Raw genomic sequence first — 21248 nt, 5'->3', positions numbered from 1 at the left:
GCCGCCAGTCCAGGCGCGCAAGGGTGCGCCTGCCCGAGGAGTAATCGTTCGATGAGCGAGCACCGTCGCAAACCGCCGCAGCCGCAGGGAGGCGGACGTGCCGCGGCCCGACGCGGCCAGCCCGGTTCGTCCCCTGGCCGCCGCGCGGCACCGCGAGGCGCCAGCGGATCGCCTGCCGACTCTCCGGGAGACGAGGGGCGGTCGCTCGGCGGCCGCGCCGAGGCCCGGCGTGCGGCCCAGAGAAGCGGCGGCGGCCGCCGCAGAGCCGATCCCGTCGGCCGCCGCGGTGGTCCCGGCGGCCCGTCCGGACCCGGACGCGGACGGGGGCGTACGGCCCCGCCCGGAAAGAAGCGGATCATCGACTATCCCCGCGCGGACAAGTACGGGTGGCACCGGTGGGTGCCGTCCTGGAAGCTCGTGTCGGGCATGTTCATCGGCTTCATCGGCTGTCTGGTGGCCGTCGCCGGCATCGGGTACGCGATGGTGAGCGTCCCCGACGTGGCCAAGACCGCGCAGGCGCAGAACAACGTCTACTACTGGTCCGACGGATCGGTGATGGTCGCGACCGGCGGTGAGACCAACCGCCAGATCATCAACTACGAGGACATCCCCAAGGAGATGCGCTACGCCGTCATCTCCCAGGAGAACAAGACGTTCGAGACCGACAGCGGCGTGGACCCCAATGGCATCGCGCGAGCGGTCTTCAACATGGCCCGGGGCGGTCAGACCCAGGGTGGCTCGACGATCACCCAGCAGTACGTCAAGAACGCCATGCTCGACGACCAGTCGCAGACCATCTCCCGTAAGTTCAAGGAGATCTTCGTCGCGATCAAGGTGGGCGCCACGGTCCCCAAGCCCAAGATCATGGCCGGTTACCTGAACTCGGCGTACTTCGGCCGCGGCGCCTACGGCATCCAGGCGGCGTCCCGCGCGTACTTCAACATCGACGCCAAGGACCTCAACCCCGGCCAGTGCGCCTTCCTCGCGGCGATGCTGAAGGGCGCCACCTACTACGACCCGGCCGGCGCGACCTCCCTCGACCCCGCCGCCACGGCCGACGCGAACAAGAAGCGTGCCCTGGGACAGATGCAGGACACCCTGGACAAGATGGTCAAGTACGGCCATCTCAGCGCCGCGGAGCGGGCCAAGTACACCACGCTCCCCCACTCGCAGAACCCGCGGTCGAACAGCCGGCTCAGCGGCCAGGTCGGCTATCTGGTCGACCTCGCCAAGTCCTACCTGATCAACAACAGCGACAAGACCCACGTCACCGCGGACGACCTGCAGAAGGGCGGCTACCGGATCCACACGACCTTCGACAAGAAGAAGGTCAACGCGCTGGAAGCCGCCGTCAAGAAGGTCCAGAAGGCGAACATCAAGCCCAAGGAACGTCCGAAGTACGACACCTACGTCCAGTTCGGCGGCGCCTCGGTCGATCCGAAGTCGGGAGCCATCAAGGCCATCTACGGCGGTGAGGACGCGACCAAGCACTTCACCGACAACGCCGACTCGACCGGTGCCCAGGTGGGCTCGACGTTCAAGCCCTTCGTGCTGGCGGCCTCGATGAAGTGGGGCGTGCGCGACCCGCACGGCCCGGCCTCACAGGGCGAGGACGAGCGTACGATCGCCTCTCCCAAGAGCCTGTACAGCGGCAAGAACAAGCTCAAGATCAAGAACTACGACCACACCGTCTGGACGGACAAGGACGGCAAGGAATGGCTCCAGACCAACGACGGTGATGCGTCCGTCGGTGACGCGCCGGACTACAAGATCGACCTCCGTGAGGCGATGCAGTACTCGGTGAACTCCGCCTACGTGCAGCTCGGCATGGACGTGGGCCTGGACAAGGTCGAGCAGTCCGCGCTGGACGCGGGCCTGCTGAAGAGCAGCCTGGCCAGCTCCAACTACCCGTCCTTCTCGATCGGAACCTCCGACCCGAGCGCCATCCGCATGGCCGGGGCCTACGGCACCTTCGCCAACAGCGGCAAGCAGAACGACCCGTACTCGGTCGACAAGGTCGAGAACAAGGACGGGGACGTCTACACGCACGAGGCGAAGCCGAAGGAGGCCTACTCCGAGGACGTGGCGGACAACGTCACCGACGTCCTGCGGACCGTGGTCGACAAGGGCACGGGTACCAACGCCCAGCTGCCCGGTCGTGAGGTGGCCGGCAAGACCGGTACCACCGACGGCAACAAATCGGCCTGGTTCGTCGGCTACACCCCGCAGCTGTCCACCGCGATCAGCATGTTCCGCCTGGACGACAATGCGAACAACAAGAAGCGCGAGTTCCTGGAGATGTACGGGACGGGCGGCCAGAAGGAAATCCACGGTGCCTCGTTCCCGTCGGAGATCTTCCACGACTACATGACCCAGGCGCTGCAGGGTCAGCCGGTGCTGACGTTCCCGACGCCTCAGCCCATCGGCGAGGTACTGAACCCCGAGCCGAGCGCGCCGCCGACTCCGTCGGCCCCCCCGAGCCCGTCCTCCACCCCGTCCACGTCTCCGTCGCCGAGCATCAGCGCCCCCCCGAGCCCGACGAACAGCCAGACCTGTGGCTTCTTCGGCTGCACCGACGGCGGCAACGGTAATGGCGGTGCCAACGGCGGTCCCGGTGGGAACGGCCCCGGAGGCGCGGCCGGCGGGCCGTCGCCCTCGGCGACGACCACCGATTCCACCAACGGCGGCACTCGGGGCAACGGCAACGGAGGAACACTCTGGGGAGGCGCGACGGGGTAGCCCCCGCCGGTCCGACCGATTGGCGGCCATATCGCCCGCCATGCGTGTTTCACGTGAAACATGGGCCGCCGCACCCACCAGGTGCGGCGGCCCACCGCGTTTTCATGGGTAGGTACGGCAGGATGTGGCCCATGCCCAGTGCAGAGATGACACCCCCGGGCGTGTACGAGCCCGAGCCGGAGCGGCCCGCCCCACCGGAGCCGGTGCGGCCGACCCGGGAGGACGAGGTCGCGGCGGCCGCCAGCGAGCTGGTCGGCGGCCCCATCGGGCGGTACGCCCTGCTCGGAACCTCCTGGTGGACGCCCGTGCGGGTCGTCGCGCTCGTGGCGATCGGCATGTTCGCCCTCGGCCTGGTCCAGAAGGCGCCGTGCTACCACAGCGCCTGGTTCTTCGGCGCCAGCTCGCAGTACACGAAGGCCTGCTACTCGGACATCCCGCACCTCTACCAGGGCCGTGGCTTCGCCGACCATCTCGTGCCCTACTTCGACCGGCTCCCCGACGCCCTCTCCGGCGGCATGGGCTACCTCGAGTACCCGGTGCTGACCGGAGTGTTCATGCAGGTGGCCTCCTGGCTGACCCCGCACAGCGGCAGCATCCAGCACCAGGAGCAGTGGTACTGGTTCGTCAACGCCGCGATGCTGATGGTCTGTGCGGCCGTGCTCGCCGTCTGCACGGCCCGCACCCACCGCCGACGCCCCTGGGACGGTCTGCTGGTCGCTCTGGCGCCCGCCGCGGCGCTGACCGCAACCATCAACTGGGACCTGCTGGCGGTGGCGCTGACGGCCGCAGCGATGCTGATGTGGTCCCGCAGCCGGCCGGTCGCCTTCGGTGTCCTCCTGGGGCTCGCCACGGCCGCCAAGCTCTATCCCGTGCTCCTGCTCGGCCCGCTGTTCGTGCTGTGCTGGCGGGCCGGCAGATGGCGGGAGTACGGACAGGCCGTGGCGGGCACGGCGGTCGCCTGGCTGGTGGTGAACCTGCCGGTGATGCTGTACGCCTACCCGGGCTGGTCGAAGTTCTACGCGTTCAGCCATGACCGGGGCGTCGACTTCGGCTCGTTCTGGCTGATCTGGTCCCAGAACTCGAGCAACCCGCCCAGCACCGGCTTCGTGAACACCGCCGCCATCGTGCTGGTGGTGCTGTGCTCCCTCGGCATCGCCGTGCTCACGTTCACCGCCCCGCGCCGGCCGCGCTTCGCCCAACTGGCCTTCCTGATCGTGGCGGTCTTCGTCCTCACCAACAAGGTCTACTCGCCGCAGTACGTGCTCTGGCTGGTGCCGCTGGCGGCCCTCGCCCGGCCCAAGTGGCGGGACTTCCTGATCTGGCAGGCGTGCGAGGTGGCGTACTTCCTCGGCATCTGGATGTACCTCGCCTACACGACCAGCGGAGACGCCCACAAGGGTCTGCCCACGCACGGCTATCAGTGGGCGATCGTGCTGCACCTGCTGGGCACGCTGTACCTGTGCGCCGTCGTCGTACGCGACATCCTGATGCCGGAGCGGGACGTGGTGCGCCGGTCCGGGGACGACGATCCCTCGGGCGGGGTGCTCGACGGAGCGGAGGACGTCTTCGCGCTCACAGCCGTGGGCCATCCGCCCCGGTACGCCGACCCGCACGAGGCACCGCAGGTGCAGTGGGGCAGGCCGGATGCGCCGCCACGGCAGGATGGTTCGCTGTGAGCGAACGGATCCCTAGGGCATGAAGAAGGCCGTACACGGCTCCGTGTACGGCCTTCCCGCTGCTGTGGGCCGGCAGGCTTCGCGCCCTGCCTCAGCAGTCCACGATGCGGTCGAACTGCGTGGTGGTGTGGCGCAGATGGGCCACCAGCTCGTCGCCGACCTTGGGCTCCGCGGCGTCCGAGGGGACGAACAGGATCGACACCTGCATGTGCGGCGGCTCGGCGAACCAGCGCTGCTTGCCGTCCCAGACGAACGGCGCGAGGTTCCGGTTGACCGTGGCGAGACCGGCACGGGCCACGCCCTTGGCGCGCGGCATGACGCCGTGCAGGGCCTTCGGGGCCTCCAGGCCCACCCCGTGCGACGTACCGCCCGCCACGACCACCAGGAAGCCGTCGGAGGCCGCCTTCTGCTGCCGGTAGCCGAACCGGTCGCCCTTGGCCACCCGCGTGACGTCCAGGACGGCACCGCGGTACTCGGTCGCCTCGTGGTCGCCCAGCCACAGCCGCGTGCCGATGCGGGCGCGGAACCGGGTCTGCGGGAACTGCTGCTGGAGCCGGACCAGCTCGTCGGCCTTGAGATGGCTGACGAACATCGTGTGCAGCGGCAGCCGGGCCGCGCGCAGCCGGTCCATCCAGCCGATGACCTCCTCGACGGCGTCCGAGCCGTCGGTGCGGTCCAGCGGCAGATGGATGGCGAAGCCCTCCAGGCGGACGTTCTCTATGGCCTGGTGCAGCTGCGGCAGCTCCTGCTCGCTGATGCCGTGCCGCTTCATCGAGGACATCACCTCGATGACGACGCGGGCGCCCACCAGGCCGTACACGCCGTCGATCGAGGAGACCGAACGGACGACCCGGTCGGGCAGCGGCACCGGCTCCTCGCCGCGCCGGTAGGGGGTCAGTACCAGCAGGTCGCCACCGAAGTAGTCCTTGATGCGCGCGGCCTCGTACGTGGTGCCGACGGCGAGCAGGTCCGAGCCGAGCCGGGTGGCCTCCTCCGACAGCCGTTCGTGCCCGAAGCCGTAGCCGTTGCCCTTGCAGACCGGGACCAGGCCCGGGAACTGCTCCTGCACGTGCTTGTGGTGCGCCCGCCAGCGCGCGGTGTCGACGTAGAGCGTGAGCGCCATGGCCGGACCCGGACCCTTTCTCGTGGCTGAGGTGTATCGGGGGTGTGAGTGCTGAGAACCCTATGGAATCAAACGCCGGCGGCTCAGCGGCGCGACATGTAGATGTCGAGCGCCTTGTGGAGCAGCTTGTTCAGCGGGAAGTCCCATTCGCCGAGGTACTCGGCGGCCTGGCCGCCCGTGCCGACCTTGAACTGGATCAGGCCGAACAGGTGGTCGGACTCGTCCAGCGAGTCGGAGATGCCGCGCAGGTCGTAGACGGTCGCCCCGAGCGCGTAGGCGTCGCGCAGCATGCGCCACTGCATCGCGTTCGAGGGCCGGACCTCGCGGCCGATGTTGTCGGAGGCACCGTAGGAGTACCAGACGTGCCCGCCGACGATCAGCATGGTGGCCGCGGAAAGGTTCACGCCGTTGTGCCGGGCGAAGTACAGCCGCATGCGGTTGGGGTCCTCGGTGTTGAGGGCCGTCCACATGCGCTGGAAGTACGACAGCGGGCGCGGCCGGAAGTGGTCGCGCACGGCCGTGATCTCGTACAGCCGCTGCCATTCGGCGAGGTCCTGGTAGCCGCCCTGGACGACCTCGACGCCGGCCTTCTCGGCCTTCTTGATGTTGCGCCGCCACAGCTGGTTGAAGTTCTTGTGGACCTCTTCCAGCGAGCGGTTCGCCAGCGGCACCTGGTAGACGTAGCGGGGCTGCACGTCGCCGAAGCCGGCGCCGCCGTCCTCGCCCTGCTGCCAGCCCATGCGGCGCAGCTTGTCGGCGACCTCGAAGGCGCGCGGCTCGATGTAGTCGGCCTCCAGGTCGCGCAGGCGCTTGACGTCCTGGTCCTGGATGCCCTTCTTGATCGTCTCGGCGTTCCAGCGCCGGATGATCACCGGCGGGCCCATCTTCACGGAGAAGGCGCCCTGCTGCTTCAGGTGCGCGAGCATCGGCTGGATCCAGTCGTCCAGGTTCGGCGCGTACCAGTTGATGACCGGGCCCTCGGGCAGATAGGCGAGGTAGCGCTTGATCTTGGGCAGCTGGCGGTAGAGGACCAGACCGACGCCGACCAGCTGACCGGTGCGCTCGTCGAACCAGCCGAGGCTCTCCGAACGCCACTCCGCCTTCACGTCGGCCCAGGCCGGGACCTGCATGTGGCTCGCCGCCGGCAGGCTCTGGATGAAGGCCAGATGGTGCTCGCGGCTGATGGTCCTCAGGGTCAGGCTCATGTAGGGGCGCTCCTCGGGCTGGTGTGTCCCCATGGGTACAGGGGCTCCGGCTCTCGCGCCGAAGCCTACTGCGCCGGGTGAGCGCCCCGACTGGGCGGACGGCTTAGAAGAGTCCGCCCGCGGGAGGCGGCCTCCGCGGAGGACCTTCGCGGAGGCCGCCTCGGGCGAGGCCGCGTCAGAAGAGCCCGCCGAACAGTCCGCCGTTCGACATGCCGATCAGCAGGCCGATCCCGGAGGCGCCGAGGCCCAGCACCAGCCCGAAGCGCTCGCGTGTGGTCACCGAGACCCACTGTCCGTAGGCGCCGGTGACGATGCCGACCAGACCGGCCCAGGATGTGATCAGGTGCAGGCCGGGGAAGAACGCGGTGATGAAGGACAGCAGGCCCAGGACCAGCGTCACGGCCATCAGGATGTCCGGGACTGGATGGGTCTTGCCGTCGCTGGCGAAGAGGGATCCGGCGGTGTTGGGCTGCAAAGCCTGTGCCATGGGGCACCTCCTGCGGAAGGCGGCGCATCGTAGCGCCGTACACACCCGACGTATACAGATTGGCGGCCCTCACGGCCGGATTTCAACCGGAAGCGGGTGTGCGGGTAGTCTGTACCGTCTGCACCGGTGTCTGCCCGGATCCGCGGCGGGGAATCCTCGCGGAGCCCTGATCGTCAGTGGAAACCCCTGATTGTCAGTGCCGGCCGATACCGTTGCGAACGCATCACGACCCTCCTGCCACGGAACGACCGTGGCCGCTGAGTCCAAAGGAGGTGGGTTCCACATGCGTCACTACGAGGTGATGGTCATCCTCGACCCCGATCTCGAGGAGCGCGCTGTCTCCCCGCTGATCGAGAACTTCATGTCCGTCGTCCGTGATGGCGGCGGCAAGGTGGAGAAGGTCGACACCTGGGGCCGTCGTCGTCTCGCCTACGAGATCAAGAAGAAGCCCGAGGGCATCTACTCGGTCATCGACCTGCAGGCCGAGCCTGCGGTCGTCAAGGAGCTCGACCGCCAGATGAACCTGAACGAGTCGGTCCTCCGGACCAAGGTCCTCCGTCCCGAGACCCACTGAGCCTCGCGCTCGGCTGATCCCGGGATTCGAGTAGCAGCAAGCAGCCAGCAGCAAACCCGCCGAGAGGTTCCCCCATGGCAGGCGAGACCGTCATCACGGTCATCGGCAATCTTGTCGACGACCCCGAGCTGCGCTTCACCCCGTCCGGTGCGGCGGTCGCGAAGTTCCGTGTCGCGTCCACTCCCCGCACCTTCGACCGTCAGACGAACGAGTGGAAGGACGGCGAGAGCCTCTTCCTCACCTGCTCGGTCTGGCGTCAGGCGGCGGAGAACGTCGCCGAGTCGCTCCAGCGAGGCATGCGCGTGATCGTGCAGGGCCGGCTGAAGCAGCGGTCCTACGAGGACCGTGAGGGCGTCAAGCGCACGGTCTACGAGCTGGACGTCGACGAGGTCGGCCCCAGCCTGCGCAACGCCACGGCCAAGGTCACCAAGACCTCCGGTGGTGGCGGTGGCCGCGGTGGCCAGGGCGGTTACGGCGGCGGTGGCCAGGGCGGCGGCCAGGGTGGCGGCGGCTGGGGCGGTGGCTCCGGCGGCGGCCAGCAGGGCGGCGGCGCTCCGGCCGACGACCCGTGGGCGACCGGCGGTCCCGCCGGTGGCAACCAGGGCGGCGGCTGGGGCGGTGGCTCCGGCGGCGGTGGCGGCTACTCGGACGAGCCTCCTTTCTAAGGGTTCAAGGGCTCGTATCCACACTTCTTGATCACACAGGAGAACACCATGGCGAAGCCGCCTGTGCGCAAGCCGAAGAAGAAGGTCTGCGCTTTCTGCAAGGACAAGGTCACGTACGTGGACTACAAGGACACGAACATGCTGCGGAAGTTCATTTCCGACCGCGGCAAGATCCGTGCCCGCCGCGTGACCGGCAACTGCACCCAGCACCAGCGCGACGTCGCCACGGCTGTGAAGAACAGCCGTGAGATGGCGCTGCTGCCCTACACGTCCACCGCGCGCTAAGGGAAGGGTGACCGACTCATGAAGATCATCCTCACCCACGAGGTTTCCGGCCTCGGTGCCGCCGGCGACGTTGTCGACGTCAAGGACGGCTACGCTCGCAACTACCTGATCCCGCGGAAGTTCGCGATCCGCTGGACCAAGGGTGGCGAGAAGGACGTCGCGCAGATCCGCCGTGCGCGCAAGATCCACGAGATCCAGACCATCGAGCAGGCCAACCAGGTCAAGGCCCAGCTCGAGGGCGTGAAGGTCCGTCTGGCCGTTCGCTCCGGCGACGCCGGTCGTCTCTTCGGTTCCGTCACCCCGGCCGACATCGCGTCCGCGATCAAGGCTTCCGGTGGCCCCGAGGTCGACAAGCGCCGCATCGAGCTGACCGCCCCGATCAAGACCCTGGGCGCCCACGAGACGTCCGTGCGTCTGCACCCCGAGGTGGCCGCCAAGGTCAACATCGAGGTCGTCTCGGCGTGACCCAGCGCTCGGTCTGAGCAGCTGAGAGAGGGGCCGTACCCATCGCGGGTACGGCCCCTCTCCCTTGCCGGGACGGCCCCGAAGGGGGCGCCGGCACATGTTTCACGTGAAACGGTCAGCGGGTCGCGCCCGTCACGAGCCAGCGGCCCGAGCGGCTGCGCCACCAGAGGGTGGCCATGCGAACGGCCATCATCAGCGTCATCGCGGCCCAGAGCGCGGTCAGACCGCCGCCGAGCACGGGGACGAGCAGGGCCGCCGGTGCGAACACCGCCAGGGTGAGCAGCATCGCCCAGGCCAGATACGGTCCGTCGCCCGCGCCCATCAGGACTCCATCCAGGACGAACACGATCCCGCAAACGGGCTGTGACAACGCCACCATCAGCAGAGCGGGCAGTGCCGCGTCCTTGACCACCTGGTCGCTGGTGAACAGCGGGAGGAAAAGCGGCCTGGCGGCTACGACAAGCAGGCCGAGTACGACACCGGTGGCGATGCCCCACTGGACCATCCGCCGGCAGGCCTCGCGGGCGCCTCGGGTGTCGTCCGCGCCGAGGTAGCGGCCGATGATGGCCTGCCCTGCGATCGCGATGGCGTCGAGCGCGAAGGCCAGCAGGCTCCACAGGGACAGGATGATCTGGTGGGCGGCGATGTCGGCGTCACCGAGACGGGCCGCGACGGCGGTGGCGATCATGAGGATCGCGCGCAGTGACAGGGTACGGACCAGGAGCGGGACACCGGCCTGTGCCGAGGCCCGGATACCGGCCGCGTCCGGGCGCAGGGACGCCCCGTGCCGACGGGCGCCGCGTACGACCACGGTCAGATAGACGGCCGCCATGCCGCACTGTGCGATGACCGTGCCCCAGGCCGAGCCGGCGATGCCCAGTCCGGCGCCGTAGACCAGGCTCACGTTGAGGGCTGCGTTGGCGATGAAACCGGCGATGGCGACGTAGAGCGGTGTTCTGGTGTCCTGGAGGCCGCGGAGCACGCCGGTGGCGGCAAGCACCATGAGCATGGCCGGGATGCCCAGGGAGGAGATGCGCAGATAGGTCGTGGCGTAGGGCGACGCTGTGACGGAGGCGCCGAAGAGGTCCACGATGCCGGGCGCCAGCGGAAGGACAACGGCGATGACGGCGAGCCCGAGCAGCAGCGCCAGCCAGATGCCGTCCATGCCCTGGCGGATGGCGCCCTGGCGATCGCCCGCGCCCACCCGGCGGGCCACGGCGGCCGTGGTGGCGTAGGCGAGGAAGACGAACACGCTCACGGCGGTCGTGAGCAGGGCGGAGGCGACCCCGAGACCGGCGAGCTGAGCGGTGCCGAGGTGACCGACAATGGCGCTGTCCGCCATGACGAAGAGAGGCTCGGCGACGAGTGCGCCGAAGGCCGGGACGGCCAGCGCGACGATCTCCCGGTCGTGCCGTCGGCGGGTGACCTCGGGAATCTCTGGGGCCTGGGTCATGGGCGCTAATGTAATCGTCCACAGGTAAGAGATGCAATTGCACTGTGCCCCTTACTTGTGATCCTGGCCGCTGTCCGCTCGCGCACCGTTCGAACCGATCTTGGCCCGACCGGGAAAGTTTTTCTTCTGCACAGCCGGTGGACGCTGAAACTGCAGGTCAGAGACGTGCCGTGGAGGGGGGCGAGGGCTTGTTCACAGGGCTGTCCACCGAGTCGTGCACAGGTTTCGGCGAGTTCTCCACAGCATCGGGGCCGTCGTCCACATGGCCTGTGGATAACCAGATTGGCTGACGGTGCCGACGGGCCTACCGTTGTCCGGCGCCCGCTCCTTCTCCCGGCCCCGGCAGACGTTCTCTCCGAGACCCGGGAAACGGCACAAAACCGACGCGCCTTGAGCGGAGTTGGGCCCCCTGATTTGTCAGTGACGTGCCGTAGAAAAGAGGACACGGCGAGGTCCGCCGTGTCACGGGAGGAGGTGGCTCGGTGAGCATTTCCGAGCCCTTGGACGATCCGTGGGCCGACAGCGGACCCAGCGATCGTCTGCCGGCCTCCCGTCGGCGGCCCGAGGGCGGCCGGGGTCGTGACGAACAGCACGACCGGGGCCGGGACAGCAGCGGCTGGGACGGCGGAGGTGCCGCCTTCGAGCGCGTGCCCCCGCAGGACCTCGACGCCGAGCAGTCGGTGCTCGGCGGCATGCTGCTGTCCAAGGACGCCATCGCCGACGTCGTCGAGATCCTCAAGGGCCACGACTTCTACAAGCCGGCACACGAGACGATCTACCAGGCGATCCTGGACGTCTACGCCAAGGGCGAGCCGGCCGACCCCATCACCATTGCCGCGGAACTCACCAAACGCGGCGAGATCAACAAGGTCGGCGGCGCCGCGTATCTGCACAGCCTCGTCCAGACCGTGCCGACGGCGGCCAACGCCGAGTACTACGCGGAGATCGTCCACGAGCGCGCAGTACTGCGCCGCCTGGTCGAGGCCGGCACGCGGATCACGCAGATGGGATACGCGGCCGACGGCGACGTCGACGAGATCGTCAACAGCGCCCAGGCCGAGATCTACGCCGTCACCGAGCAGCGCACCAGCGAGGACTATCTGCCGCTGGGCGACATCATGGAGGGCGCCCTCGACGAGATCGAGGCGATCGGTTCGCGCAGCGGTGAGATGACCGGTGTGCCCACCGGGTTCACCGACTTCGACTCGCTCACCAATGGACTGCACCCGGGCCAGATGATCGTCATCGCGGCCCGCCCCGCCATGGGTAAGTCGACCCTCGCGCTCGACTTCGCGCGGGCCGCGTCGATCAAGCACAACCTGCCGAGCGTCATCTTCTCGCTCGAGATGGGGCGCAACGAGATCGCGATGCGTCTGCTGTCCGCCGAGGCCCGGGTCGCCCTGCACCACATGCGCTCCGGCACGATGACCGACGAGGACTGGACCCGGCTCGCCCGCCGGATGCCGGACGTCTCGGCCGCCCCGCTCTACATCGACGACTCCCCGAACCTGTCGATGATGGAGATCCGGGCCAAGTGCCGCCGTCTGAAACAGCGCAACGACCTGAAGCTGGTCGTCATCGACTACCTCCAGCTGATGCAGTCCGGCGGCTCCAAGCGCGCCGAGAGCCGCCAGCAGGAGGTCTCGGACATGTCCCGTAACCTCAAGCTCCTCGCCAAGGAACTGGAGATCCCGGTCATCGCGCTGTCCCAGCTGAACCGTGGCCCCGAACAGCGCACCGACAAGAAGCCGATGGTCTCCGACCTGCGTGAGTCCGGCTCGATCGAGCAGGACGCCGACATGGTCATCCTGCTGCACCGTGAGGACGCCTACGAGAAGGAGTCCCCGCGCGCCGGAGAGGCCGACCTGATCGTCGCCAAGCACCGTAACGGCCCCACGGCCACCATCACGGTCGCCTTCCAGGGCCACTACTCCCGCTTCGTGGACATGGCCCAGATCTGAGGCCCACCTGTACCGGCACGCTGCTCAGCCCGGACAAGGCCCATGCGCCGGAAATGGATTCGACGCCCGGCGTTCCGGCAGGTGGACTGGGGGGATGACGACTTCACAGGATGCGCTGCTCCCGGGGACGCGGCGCGCGTTGCTGCACAGGATCGCCGTGGCGCAGAGCGAGGGGCGGGCGCCGTCGCTGGTCGCCGCCGTGGTGCGGGACGGGCGGACCGTGTGGCACGGGGCGCGGAGCTCGGTGGACGGGCACGGGCCGGACGAGAACGTGCAGTACCGGATCGGGTCGATCACCAAGACCTTCACCGCCGTTCTGGTGATGCGGCTGCGCGACGAGGGCGTGCTCGACCTCAACGATCCGCTGGACAAGCACCTGCCGGGCACCGGCGTGGGGGAGGCCACCATCGCCGAACTGCTCGCGCACACGGGCGGGGTGGCGGCCGAGTCGCCCGGTCCCTGGTGGGAGCGGACCCCGGGCTCCCTGCGGCCCGAACTCGGTGATGTTCTCGGCGAGCAGCCCCTGTTGCACCCCGTCGGCCGCCGGCACCACTACTCCAACCCCGGTTACACGCTGCTCGGCGCGCTGGTGGAGGAACTGCGCGGCGCCCCCTGGGAGGAGGTGCTGCGCCGGGAGATCCTCGAACCGCTCGGCCTGCACCGGACCTCCCCTCAGCCGCAGGCCCCGCACGCGGGCGGCTGGGCGGTGCATCCGTGGGCCGACGCCCTCCTGCCGGAGCCGGTGGAGGACCTCGGCCGGATGGCCCCCGCCGGCCAACTGTGGTCGACCACGGGGGACCTGGCGAAGTTCGCGGTGTTCCTGACCCATGGTGACGAGCGGGTGCTCGGCGCGGAGTCGGTGCGCGAGATGCGGACCCCGGCGGCGCCGGCCGAGGCCGCCGATGTCGTGGACGGAGTCACCTACGGCCTCGGTATGCAGCTCCACGCCCGCGACGGGCGGCTGCTGGTCGGCCACTCCGGCTCGCTGCCCGGCTTCCTGGCGAACCTCACCATCAGCGTGGCGGACGACGTGGCCGCGGTGGTGCTCGCCAACTGCACCAGCGGTCCGTCCCTGGGCGCGGTGGGCGACGACCTCGTACGGATCGTCGCCGAGGCGGAACCCCGCATCCCCGAGCCCTGGCGTCCGCTGCGCGAGGTCGACCCGGCGGTGCTGGAGCTGGCCGGGCAGTGGTACTGGGGGACCGGCGTGTTCGGCCTGCGGGTGACGGCCGACGGCCTGCTCTCGCTCGGCCCGCTGACCGGCGGCGGCCGCCGATCCCGCTTCCGGCCGAACGGCGATGGCACCTGGACGGGCCTGGAGGGCTACTACGCAGGGGAACGGCTGCGGCCCGTGCGACGCCCTGACGGGTCCCTGAGCCACCTCGACCTCGGCTCGTTCGTGTTCACTCGGCAGCCGTACGACCCCGACGCCCCGGTGCCCGGCGGCGTGGATCCGGAGGGCTGGCGAGGCATCGGCTGAGCCGAAGATCAGAGGCGCAGTTTGAAGCCCTCGTGCGAGGCGGTGAACCCGAGTCGCTCGTAGAAGCGGTGGGCGTCGAGGCGTGTCTTGTCGGACGTCAGCTGCACCACCTGGCAGCCGAGCCGCCGGGCCGTGCCGATGGCCCACCGGATCAGCTCGGTGCCCAGTCCACTGCCGCGCTCGTCGGCGTGGATGCGAACGGCCTCGATGAGCGCACGGGTCGCGCCCCGGTGGGACAGCCCGGGGATGATCGTGAGCTGGAGGGTGCCGATCACCCGGCCGTCGCGCACGGCGACGACGAGGTGCTGGTTCGGGTCCGCGGCCAGCTGCTTGAACGCCGACTGGTAGGGGGCCGGATCGTCGGGGGATTCCCGCTGCGCGCCCAGTGGATCGTCGGCGAGCATCGCGATGATCGCCGGAAGGTCGTCCGCACCCGCCGGACGTATCTCAAGATCTCCCATGACCGCACTCTATGCGGGCACGTGCAGCGACTCCACCGCCCGGACCAGGCCTGATCACACGGTCCGGAACGGACACAGGCCCCGCCGCTTCGTGCGACGGGGCCTGTCCGTGTCGTACGGCGTCCCACGACGTCGTACGGTGCCTCAACCGGCGGCCACCGTCAGCGGGGCGAACCGCCGCGTCCAGTCGCCCGGAAGCTCCGGGGTGCCGTACGTCATCACGGAGTTGGACGTCACCGATGCCAGGCCCCGCTCCTTGGCCCAGGCCAGCAGATCCTCGTGGCGTACGTCGATGTCGGTACGCAGCGGCCGGTCCGTGCCGGCCGCCAGCGAGGCGACGAGTGCCTGGGCGGTCTCCGTGTCCCGGGCGATCAGCGGCCCGACGACATGGGTGCCCATGTTGGGCCACGCGGCCGCGTACCCGATGATCCGGCCGTCCTCCTCGGCCACTCGTAGCTGGTCCGCGAAGGCGGGCAGCCGCGTGACCAGTGGCGTCCGGTCTGCGCCGAACACCTCCTCGTCCAGCCGCAGGATCGGGGGAAGATCCTCCGCGGTGGCGCTACGTGTCTTGACCTTGATGTCCGGACCGCCGGGAGTGAAGCGGCCCCTGAGCATCTCCGCCTGTCCCGTCACCTTGAAGCCCAGCTGCTCGTACAGGGGACGGCCGTTCTCCGTGGCGTACAGCGTCAGCGGGGTGTCGCCCATGGTGGACACCACATGCCGCATCAGGCGGCGCCCGACGCCCCGGCGGGCGTGGCGTTCGGCGACCAGGACCATACCGATGGCTCCGAGTTCCGGGCGCCCCCAGGAGCCGTACTCGGTGATGACGCACGCGGCGACGAGGCCACCCTGAGGGTCGTCGATGCCGAAGCCGCGGCCGGCGGTGAGGAGGAAGCCCCACTTGTGTTCCTCGCGTGGCCACCCCCGGTCCTCGGACAGGTCGGCGCATGCGGTGAGATCGCGGAGCGTCAGACGGCGGATGGGCAGTGCGTCGAGGGAAGGTGTTGGCACGCACGTCAGGCTGTCCGAAGCAGGCCCTCGGCGTCCACCCGTTTCACGTGAAACATGTCCTCGTCGGCCAGCCGGCGGAGGATGCCTCGCTACCCCAGGTCGGGAGCATGCATGGCCCGTACACCCTCGATGTTGCCGTCCAGATAGTGCCGCAGCGACAGCGGGACGAGGTGAACGGACGCGATGCCGACGCGGGTGAACGGGATACGCACGATCTCGTACTCGCCGGCCGGCTCTTCCACCTCGGGACCATGACGCAGGGACGGGTCCATGGACTCCAGGCGGCAGACGAAGAAGTGCTGCACCTTCACGCCGGTCGCGCCGCCGTCCTCACCGATGTGCTCCACGGTGTCCACGAAGCACGGCACCACATCGGTGATCTTGGCGCCCAGTTCCTCGTACACCTCCCGGTGCAGGGCGTCCACCACGGTCGAGTCCCCGGGCTCGACCCCGCCACCGGGAGTCACCCAGTAGGGATCGACGCCGGGCTTGGTGCGCTTGATCAGAATCAGGTCGTCACCGTCCAGCAGAACGGCACGGGCGGTGCGCTTGACCACGGGTCGGACGGTCATGGGAGAAATGTGGCCCGGCTGGTTCCACGTGAAACATCGCAAAGCGGGACCGGGCGACCGCGTTGCGTGGCCTTAAGGGCCTCAGCACCAGCTCACGGCCGCCCGCAGCAGCCATTCATGGGCGCGGGCCACGGGCGGCAGGGCGAGCGTGCCGGTGCGCACCACCAAGAAGTACGTGCGCAGCGGAGGCACCACCGGGTCGTGCAGGGCCACGACCGTGCCCCGGTCGAGGGCCGGTGCGCAGAGATAGCGGGGCAGTACGGCCAGACCCGCGCCCGCGATCGCACAGGCGAGCACGGCCCGCAGATCGGGGACGACGACCGTGCCGGGGACGGCTGGGCGGGCGTCGAAGACGGAGGCCCAGTAACGGGAGACGAAGGGCAGCGACTCATGGACGTCGACCACGGGCAGCTCCGGGAGCGCGGGCGCCCCCTTCAGCCGTAGCGCGTCCGGGGCGAGGCGCTCCGCCCAGCGGGGAGCGGCGACCAGTACATGCTCCTCGTCGCAGAGCGCCGTCGCGGTGAACAGGGCGCCGCGTGGCCGGGCGGTGCTGATGGCCAGATCGTGGTGACCGGCCGCCAACCCCTCCAGAACCTCCTCCGGGGTGCCGAAGGAGGCGCGCAGCGCCAGACCTCGGGGGCCCTCCCCGGCCAGTTCCGCGAGGGCGGGCAGGGCTCGTTCGGCGGTGAACTCCGGGGGCCCGGCCAGGTGCAGTGTCGTCGGCGAGGAGTCGTCGTCCAGTCGGTACTCGGCTATCTCCACCAGCGCGTCGAGGTGGGGCGCGGCCTTGTGCGCGAGTTCGTCGCCGATGGTGGTCGGGGTGACTCCGCGCGCCTGGCGCAGGAAGAGGGGCTTGCCCAGCTGGCGTTCCAGGGTGCGGATCTGGGATGTGACGGCGGGCTGGGACAGGCCGAGCAGGGCCGCGGCGCGGGTGAAGGAACCGGCCCGGTGCACGGTGACAAAGGTGCGCAGCAAGGCCAGATCCATGGCATGCCCTCCCCTGCCTCGCCCTCGTCCGGCCCCGGCAGGTGTCAACTATAAATAAGTCGATAGGCCCCTGTCGCTAGCGTGATTGGACACTGACAGAGAGTCAACTAGCCTAGGTCGCACGGTTCTTCGCAAGCGGAACCGGAGACGGTCCGAGCCACGAGGGGGGAGGCTCGGACCGTCGTTCGACGTGGGCCGTACGGCACCTCTCGGGGGCGCCCCGGCCGGCGGCGCCCGGGTTACTCCGCCGATTCGTCGAGGGCGCGCAGAATGTCCGCCACCAGGTCCTCGGGGTCCTCGGCGCCGACAGACATCCGGATGAAGCCCTCCGGGACGGCGTCTCCGCCCCAGCGGCCACGGCGCTCGGCCGTGGAGCGCACTCCGCCGAAGCTCGTCGCGTCCTCCACCAGGCGCAGGGCCGCCAGGAAGCGTTCGGCGCGCGCCCGCGTGGGCAGCGTGAACGACACGACGCAGCCGTAGCGCCGCATCTGCCGGGAGGCGATCTCGTGCGAGGGGTCGTCCGGCAGCCCGGGATGGCGCAGGCCGGTGACCTCCGGCCGCTGCCGCAGGGCCTCGGCGACGGTGAGCGCGGTGGCGTTCTGCCGATCGACACGGAGCTGGAGCGTGGCGATGGACCGGTGCGCGAGCCAGGCCTCCATGGGCCCGGGGATCGCCCCGACGATCTTGCGCCAGCGGCGCACGGCGGCCATCGCCTCGGCGTCTCGGCCGACCACGTACCCGAGGAGGACGTCGCCGTGCCCGGTGAGCTGTTTGGTGCCGCTGGCCACGGCGAAGTCGGCGCCCAGGGCCAGCGGGCGCTGGCCGAGCGGGGTGGCGAGGGTGTTGTCGACGGCCACCAGGGTGCCCTGGGCGTGTGCCGCGACCGCCAGGCGCCGGATGTCGCAGACATCGAGTCCCGGGTTCGACGGGGACTCGATCCACAGCAGCCGGGCCCCGTCCAGGACCTCCAGCTGGGCGTCTGCGCCGGTGGGGGCGGTGCGCACCTCGACGCCGTACGCCTCCAGCTGGGCGCGGACCAGCGGTAGCGCCTGGTACCCGTCGGACGGCAGCACCACCGCGTCCCCTGCGCGCAGCTGCGAGAACAGCACGGCGGAGATCGCGGCCATGCCGGAGGCGAACACCAGCGTCTGGATGTCCGCCAGCCCGGGAGCCTCCAGCTCGCCGATGGCGTTCTCCAGCAGAGTCCAGGTCGGGTTGTCGTCACGGCCGTAGGAGTACGGTCCCGTCACGTCGCCCGGTAGATGGAAATGCGCGGCGAAGACGGGGCCCGGCAGCGTCGGCTCGTGCTTGACCGGCTCGGGCAGCCCCGCCCGGACCGCGCGCGTGCCGTCGCCGACGGCCTCCTCGTCCACAGATGCGTCGTTCATGCGGCCCGTCCCTCCAGGTGTTCCCGCACGGCGGCGACCAGTCCGGCGCTCGCCTCCTCCACCATCTCAAGGCACTCCTCGAAACCGTCCAGGCCGCCGTAGTACGGGTCCGGCACGTCGAGGTCGTCGCCCAGGTCCGGGTCCGGCGCGAGGGCGCCGGGCGACCGGTGGGCGTACGCGCGCAACAGGCGGACCTTGCGCGCGTCCTCCTGGGTGGGCGCCAGGCGGCGCAGGGCCCTGAGGTGACCGGCGTCCAGGGCGATCACGAGGTCGCGGCGGGCGAACCAGGAGGGCTGGAACCGGCGTGCGACGTGGTCGCAGTCGTACCCGTGGTCGTGGAGGACGGCGACGGTGCGAGGGTCGGCGGACTCGCCCTCGTGCCAGCCGCCGGTGCCGGCGCTGTCGATCTCCACCCGGTCCGCCAGCCCGGCCTCCGCCACCCGCGCGCGGAAGACGTACTCGGCCATCGGGGAACGGCAGATGTTGCCGGTGCACACGAAGCAGACGCGGTAGGTCATGGGGCGCTCAGTCCTCGTCCGGCAGGATCATGTGCAGGGCCCAGGAGACGACCGAGATGATCAGACCGCCGAGGACGGCCGTCCAGAACCCCTCCACATGGAAGCTCAACTGGAGCTTGCCGCACACCCACGACGTCAGCATCAGCATCAGCGCGTTGACGATCAGGGTGATCAGGCCCAGGGTCAGGATGAACAGCGGGAAGGTGAGCACCTTCACGATGGGCTTGACCAGCCAGTTCACCAGGCCGAAGATCAGCGCGACGACGATCAGCGTGCCGGCCTTCTTGGCGGTGCTGTCACCGGTGAGAGTGATTTTGTCGAGGAGCCAGACGGCCACCGCGAGGGCACCCGCGTTCGCGATCGTCTTGACTACGAAATTCTTCATGTGTCTGATCGTGGCAGACCCGATCGGGAGCGAGCAGTGAGGCGAGGGCGGCAACGCAGATGAAGGCATTCCGGCTGGACGACCTGGAGGCGGAGCGCGCCGCCAACGAGGGGGCCTACCTTCAGTTCCTGCGGGAGCGGAACATGTCGGTCGGTCTCTACGCCCTCGACGCGGGCGAGCACGACCCGCAGAAGCCGCACAACCAGGACGAGGTGTACTTCGTCGTCAGCGGCCGGGCGTCGATCACCGTCGGTCTGGAGACGACCGAGGTGGCGCGGGGCAGCGTGGTGTACGTGCCCGCCGGCGTCGCGCACAAGTTCCACCACATCAGCGAGGACCTGAGAGTTCTCGTCGTGTTCTCTCCACCCGAGGCGTGAGGGTCGCTCCCCGGGATTCCCTAGGGGACGGTTCAGGGGCGGACAAGGGCCCCGAGGCCCCCGTGGGACCCTGCCGCGGCCCTAGCATCGAGTGCGGAACACCGAGACCGTACGAGACGTACACGTACGCATGAGACGAGAAGGACGAGGGCCATGCGAGGGATCTTCGCGGGACTGCCGTGGTGGGTGAAGTGGGTCGCGGTGCCGGTCATCGCCATGGTCGTGTTCGGCGGCCTGATAGCGAGCATCGTCGGATTCGTGATCGGCCTGCTGTTCAAGGCGCTGGTCTTCGTGGCCCTGGTCGGGGGGCTGATCTACATCGTGCGCAAGTTCATGTCCGGCTCCTCCTCGCGCGGCGACTGGTGAGGTAAGCGGGAACCGGTGACCGGTAAGGGGGTGCCGGTTCCCTCGGGGGAGGGAAGTTTCCCCGTGAGCCCGGCCACGCGTGGTGGCGGGCGGTTAGAGTCCGGAACTCCCCGTGGGGTGCGGCCCCGCGGGTGGCGCAGACACCCATCCGTGCTTCCCGCCCAGGCACGGGCTGCCCCCTCGCGCTTCCGGAGTAATCCTTGGCCACGGTCGACACCCCACCGGCGGAAACCGCCGCACTCCCCGCCCAGCCCCGTCCCCGCACATCTCCTTCCCGGCGGCCGCCCGGGATGGGCGTACCGTCGCAGCCTGCCGCCACGACCCTCATCGGCTCCGTGCAGCGCGCCATGCGCCTGCTGGAGACGGTCGCGGCCCATCCGTACGGCGCCCCCGCCAAGCAACTCGCCCGCGCGACCGGCCTGGCCCTGCCCACGACCTACCACCTGCTGCGCACCCTGGTGCACGAGGGCTATCTGCGGCGGGACAAGGGGCTCTTCTTCCTGGGCGAGGCGGCCGAGCGGCTGAGCAGCGGCGCGGCCCGGGAGAAACGTCGCGGCAAGGTCATGGACACGCTCGCGCACTGGCGCGATTCCATCGGCGCCCCGATCTACTACGCGATGTACCGGGACGGGGAGATCGAGGTCCTGTGCGTCGCCGACTCCCGTGAAGCCCCCGCGGCCGAGGAGTGGGCCGACTTCCGCGAGACCGGGCACGCGCACGCCATCGGGCAGTGCCTGCTCTCCCAGTTGGACGAGGGAGCCCGGCGGGAGCACCTCGCCCGCTATCCGGTGCAGGCGCTCACGCCGTACACCGCGCGGGACAGCGACGCCCTGCTGCGGCGGCTGGCCCGGGTCCCGCGCATGGAGCCGGTCACGGAGCGCCAGGAGTACGCGCTCGGCACGGTCTGCGCGGCGGTCCCCATCACGGTGGGCACGACCGCGGCCACCGTGGCCATCTCCCTCCCGGCCCACCAGGCCGACCGGCTGCTGCCGGCGGCCCGGCGGCTGCAGACGGAGATCGGACGGCACCTGGGGTCCCTCACCCTCTGTATCAGTATCTGAAAACTTACT

The 21248-nt window shown here is 69.7% G+C and carries 23 protein-coding genes; 12 read left to right on the top strand and 11 right to left on the bottom strand.

All coding sequences use genetic code 11. The features are described 5' to 3' along the window. Positions 1 to 97: 97 nt before the first annotated feature. From AB0927_RS08665 to AB0927_RS08655, 3 genes are all read left to right on the top strand, one after another. Positions 98 to 487 (top strand): IgG-binding virulence factor TspB family protein, encoded by a 390-nt coding sequence (locus AB0927_RS08665; protein WP_366666784.1) that lies wholly within the window; start codon positions 98 to 100, stop codon positions 485 to 487. Next, positions 427 to 2739, top strand: a complete 2313-nt coding sequence (locus tag AB0927_RS08660; protein ID WP_366666783.1) for a transglycosylase domain-containing protein — start codon at positions 427 to 429, stop codon at positions 2737 to 2739. The genes AB0927_RS08665 and AB0927_RS08660 overlap by 61 nt, the downstream gene beginning before the upstream one ends. A 131-nt stretch (positions 2740 to 2870) precedes the next feature. Continuing rightward, positions 2871 to 4415 (top strand): glycosyltransferase 87 family protein, encoded by a 1545-nt coding sequence (locus AB0927_RS08655; protein WP_366666782.1) that lies wholly within the window; start codon positions 2871 to 2873, stop codon positions 4413 to 4415. A 91-nt stretch (positions 4416 to 4506) separates the two neighbouring features. Here AB0927_RS08655 and AB0927_RS08650 read toward each other — a convergent pair whose 3' ends face one another. The 3 genes from AB0927_RS08650 to AB0927_RS08640 all read right to left on the bottom strand — a co-directional run bounded on the left by AB0927_RS08650 (position 4507) and on the right by AB0927_RS08640 (position 7230). Further along, positions 4507 to 5538 (bottom strand): alanine racemase, encoded by a 1032-nt coding sequence (locus tag AB0927_RS08650; protein ID WP_366666781.1) that lies wholly within the window; start codon positions 5536 to 5538, stop codon positions 4507 to 4509. Between the two features lie 83 nt (positions 5539 to 5621). Then, positions 5622 to 6743, bottom strand: a complete 1122-nt coding sequence (locus AB0927_RS08645; RefSeq protein WP_366666780.1) for a peptidoglycan bridge formation glycyltransferase FemA/FemB family protein — start codon at positions 6741 to 6743, stop codon at positions 5622 to 5624. Between the two features lie 175 nt (positions 6744 to 6918). Further along, positions 6919 to 7230 carry a hypothetical protein gene (locus AB0927_RS08640; protein WP_366666779.1) on the bottom strand — a complete coding sequence of 104 codons (312 nt, stop codon included), beginning with the start codon at positions 7228 to 7230 and terminating at the stop codon, positions 6919 to 6921. Positions 7231 to 7513: 283 nt separating this feature from the next. On the opposite strand from AB0927_RS08640, the gene rpsF reads away from it, so the two are divergent. From rpsF to rplI, 4 genes are all read left to right on the top strand, one after another. Continuing rightward, positions 7514 to 7804 carry a 30S ribosomal protein S6 gene (gene rpsF, locus AB0927_RS08635; RefSeq protein ID WP_070028831.1) on the top strand — a complete coding sequence of 97 codons (291 nt, stop codon included), beginning with the start codon at positions 7514 to 7516 and terminating at the stop codon, positions 7802 to 7804. A 74-nt stretch (positions 7805 to 7878) separates the two neighbouring features. After that, positions 7879 to 8469, top strand: coding sequence for a single-stranded DNA-binding protein (locus AB0927_RS08630; protein ID WP_366666778.1), 591 nt, complete (start codon positions 7879 to 7881; stop codon positions 8467 to 8469). A 48-nt stretch (positions 8470 to 8517) separates the two neighbouring features. After that, positions 8518 to 8754, top strand: coding sequence for a 30S ribosomal protein S18 (gene rpsR, locus AB0927_RS08625; protein WP_003949403.1), 237 nt, complete (start codon positions 8518 to 8520; stop codon positions 8752 to 8754). An 18-nt stretch (positions 8755 to 8772) separates the two neighbouring features. Beyond that, positions 8773 to 9219 carry a 50S ribosomal protein L9 gene (gene rplI / locus AB0927_RS08620; RefSeq protein WP_366666777.1) on the top strand — a complete coding sequence of 149 codons (447 nt, stop codon included), beginning with the start codon at positions 8773 to 8775 and terminating at the stop codon, positions 9217 to 9219. 115 nt (positions 9220 to 9334) lie between these two features. Here the strand turns inward: rplI and AB0927_RS08615 are convergent, their stop codons facing one another. Continuing rightward, complete coding sequence (locus tag AB0927_RS08615; RefSeq protein WP_366666776.1) at positions 9335 to 10672, bottom strand: MATE family efflux transporter; 1338 nt, start codon at positions 10670 to 10672, stop codon at positions 9335 to 9337. Between the two features lie 482 nt (positions 10673 to 11154). Here AB0927_RS08615 and dnaB point away from each other — a divergent pair, with 482 nt between their 5' ends. Continuing rightward, the gene (dnaB, locus tag AB0927_RS08610; RefSeq protein WP_366666775.1) at positions 11155 to 12633 is read left to right on the top strand and encodes a replicative DNA helicase; all 1479 of its coding nucleotides are present in this window, start codon (positions 11155 to 11157) and stop codon (positions 12631 to 12633) included. Positions 12634 to 12727: 94 nt separating this feature from the next. Then, on the top strand, positions 12728 to 14113 hold the full coding sequence (locus tag AB0927_RS08605; RefSeq protein WP_366666774.1) for a serine hydrolase domain-containing protein: 1386 nt from the start codon (positions 12728 to 12730) through the stop codon (positions 14111 to 14113). Between the two features lie 8 nt (positions 14114 to 14121). Here AB0927_RS08605 and AB0927_RS08600 read toward each other — a convergent pair whose 3' ends face one another. The 7 genes from AB0927_RS08600 to AB0927_RS08570 form a co-directional block, all read right to left on the bottom strand. Next, positions 14122 to 14574, bottom strand: coding sequence for a GNAT family N-acetyltransferase (locus AB0927_RS08600; protein WP_366666773.1), 453 nt, complete (start codon positions 14572 to 14574; stop codon positions 14122 to 14124). Between the two features lie 144 nt (positions 14575 to 14718). Then, a complete protein-coding gene (locus AB0927_RS08595; protein ID WP_366666772.1) occupies positions 14719 to 15585 on the bottom strand; it encodes a GNAT family N-acetyltransferase in 867 nt (288 codons plus the stop codon). Positions 15586 to 15674: 89 nt separating this feature from the next. After that, positions 15675 to 16157: an NUDIX hydrolase gene (locus AB0927_RS08590; RefSeq protein WP_030615062.1), complete on the bottom strand. Its 483-nt coding sequence runs from the start codon at positions 16155 to 16157 to the stop codon at positions 15675 to 15677. Positions 16158 to 16238: 81 nt separating this feature from the next. Then, complete coding sequence (locus tag AB0927_RS08585; RefSeq protein WP_366666771.1) at positions 16239 to 17144, bottom strand: LysR family transcriptional regulator; 906 nt, start codon at positions 17142 to 17144, stop codon at positions 16239 to 16241. A gap of 239 nt (positions 17145 to 17383) precedes the next feature. After that, on the bottom strand, positions 17384 to 18532 hold the full coding sequence (locus AB0927_RS08580; protein ID WP_366666770.1) for a cystathionine gamma-lyase: 1149 nt from the start codon (positions 18530 to 18532) through the stop codon (positions 17384 to 17386). Continuing rightward, positions 18529 to 19050, bottom strand: coding sequence for a low molecular weight protein-tyrosine-phosphatase (locus tag AB0927_RS08575; protein ID WP_366666769.1), 522 nt, complete (start codon positions 19048 to 19050; stop codon positions 18529 to 18531). The genes AB0927_RS08580 and AB0927_RS08575 overlap by 4 nt, the downstream gene beginning before the upstream one ends. A 7-nt stretch (positions 19051 to 19057) precedes the next feature. Next, the gene (locus AB0927_RS08570; RefSeq protein WP_366666768.1) at positions 19058 to 19435 is read right to left on the bottom strand and encodes a phage holin family protein; all 378 of its coding nucleotides are present in this window, start codon (positions 19433 to 19435) and stop codon (positions 19058 to 19060) included. A 59-nt stretch (positions 19436 to 19494) separates the two neighbouring features. Between AB0927_RS08570 and AB0927_RS08565 the strand changes: the two genes are divergently transcribed. The 3 genes from AB0927_RS08565 to AB0927_RS08555 all read left to right on the top strand — a co-directional run bounded on the left by AB0927_RS08565 (position 19495) and on the right by AB0927_RS08555 (position 21239). Continuing rightward, on the top strand, positions 19495 to 19812 hold the full coding sequence (locus AB0927_RS08565; protein WP_070028815.1) for a cupin domain-containing protein: 318 nt from the start codon (positions 19495 to 19497) through the stop codon (positions 19810 to 19812). Between the two features lie 153 nt (positions 19813 to 19965). After that, positions 19966 to 20178, top strand: a complete 213-nt coding sequence (locus AB0927_RS08560; protein ID WP_366666767.1) for a DUF5326 family protein — start codon at positions 19966 to 19968, stop codon at positions 20176 to 20178. A gap of 290 nt (positions 20179 to 20468) precedes the next feature. Then, positions 20469 to 21239, top strand: coding sequence for a helix-turn-helix domain-containing protein (locus AB0927_RS08555; protein ID WP_366666766.1), 771 nt, complete (start codon positions 20469 to 20471; stop codon positions 21237 to 21239). The last annotated feature ends 9 nt before the right edge of the window (positions 21240 to 21248 follow it).

Source organism: Streptomyces sp. NPDC048106 (assembly GCF_040706415.1).
Lineage (GTDB): Bacteria > Actinomycetota > Actinomycetes > Streptomycetales > Streptomycetaceae > Streptomyces.
Note: the sequence above shows the minus strand (reverse complement) of the source record. Positions and strands in the feature narration are given on the sequence as shown.

Coding starts and splice junctions, on each gene's coding strand:
- AB0927_RS08650 (WP_366666781.1), bottom strand. CDS start 5,538: ATGGCGCTCACGCTCTACGTCGACACCGCGCGCTGGCGGGCGCACCAC.
- rpsF (WP_070028831.1), top strand. CDS start 7,514: ATGCGTCACTACGAGGTGATGGTCATCCTCGACCCCGATCTCGAGGAG.
- AB0927_RS08580 (WP_366666770.1), bottom strand. CDS start 18,532: ATGAACGACGCATCTGTGGACGAGGAGGCCGTCGGCGACGGCACGCGC.
- rplI (WP_366666777.1), top strand. CDS start 8,773: ATGAAGATCATCCTCACCCACGAGGTTTCCGGCCTCGGTGCCGCCGGC.
- AB0927_RS08560 (WP_366666767.1), top strand. CDS start 19,966: ATGCGAGGGATCTTCGCGGGACTGCCGTGGTGGGTGAAGTGGGTCGCG.
- AB0927_RS08645 (WP_366666780.1), bottom strand. CDS start 6,743: ATGAGCCTGACCCTGAGGACCATCAGCCGCGAGCACCATCTGGCCTTC.
- AB0927_RS08575 (WP_366666769.1), bottom strand. CDS start 19,050: ATGACCTACCGCGTCTGCTTCGTGTGCACCGGCAACATCTGCCGTTCC.
- AB0927_RS08565 (WP_070028815.1), top strand. CDS start 19,495: ATGAAGGCATTCCGGCTGGACGACCTGGAGGCGGAGCGCGCCGCCAAC.
- AB0927_RS08570 (WP_366666768.1), bottom strand. CDS start 19,435: ATGAAGAATTTCGTAGTCAAGACGATCGCGAACGCGGGTGCCCTCGCG.
- AB0927_RS08555 (WP_366666766.1), top strand. CDS start 20,469: ATGGGCGTACCGTCGCAGCCTGCCGCCACGACCCTCATCGGCTCCGTG.
- AB0927_RS08655 (WP_366666782.1), top strand. CDS start 2,871: ATGCCCAGTGCAGAGATGACACCCCCGGGCGTGTACGAGCCCGAGCCG.
- AB0927_RS08615 (WP_366666776.1), bottom strand. CDS start 10,672: ATGACCCAGGCCCCAGAGATTCCCGAGGTCACCCGCCGACGGCACGAC.
- AB0927_RS08585 (WP_366666771.1), bottom strand. CDS start 17,144: ATGGATCTGGCCTTGCTGCGCACCTTTGTCACCGTGCACCGGGCCGGT.
- AB0927_RS08600 (WP_366666773.1), bottom strand. CDS start 14,574: ATGGGAGATCTTGAGATACGTCCGGCGGGTGCGGACGACCTTCCGGCG.
- AB0927_RS08640 (WP_366666779.1), bottom strand. CDS start 7,230: ATGGCACAGGCTTTGCAGCCCAACACCGCCGGATCCCTCTTCGCCAGC.
- AB0927_RS08605 (WP_366666774.1), top strand. CDS start 12,728: ATGACGACTTCACAGGATGCGCTGCTCCCGGGGACGCGGCGCGCGTTG.
- AB0927_RS08660 (WP_366666783.1), top strand. CDS start 427: ATGTTCATCGGCTTCATCGGCTGTCTGGTGGCCGTCGCCGGCATCGGG.
- rpsR (WP_003949403.1), top strand. CDS start 8,518: ATGGCGAAGCCGCCTGTGCGCAAGCCGAAGAAGAAGGTCTGCGCTTTC.
- AB0927_RS08630 (WP_366666778.1), top strand. CDS start 7,879: ATGGCAGGCGAGACCGTCATCACGGTCATCGGCAATCTTGTCGACGAC.
- AB0927_RS08590 (WP_030615062.1), bottom strand. CDS start 16,157: ATGACCGTCCGACCCGTGGTCAAGCGCACCGCCCGTGCCGTTCTGCTG.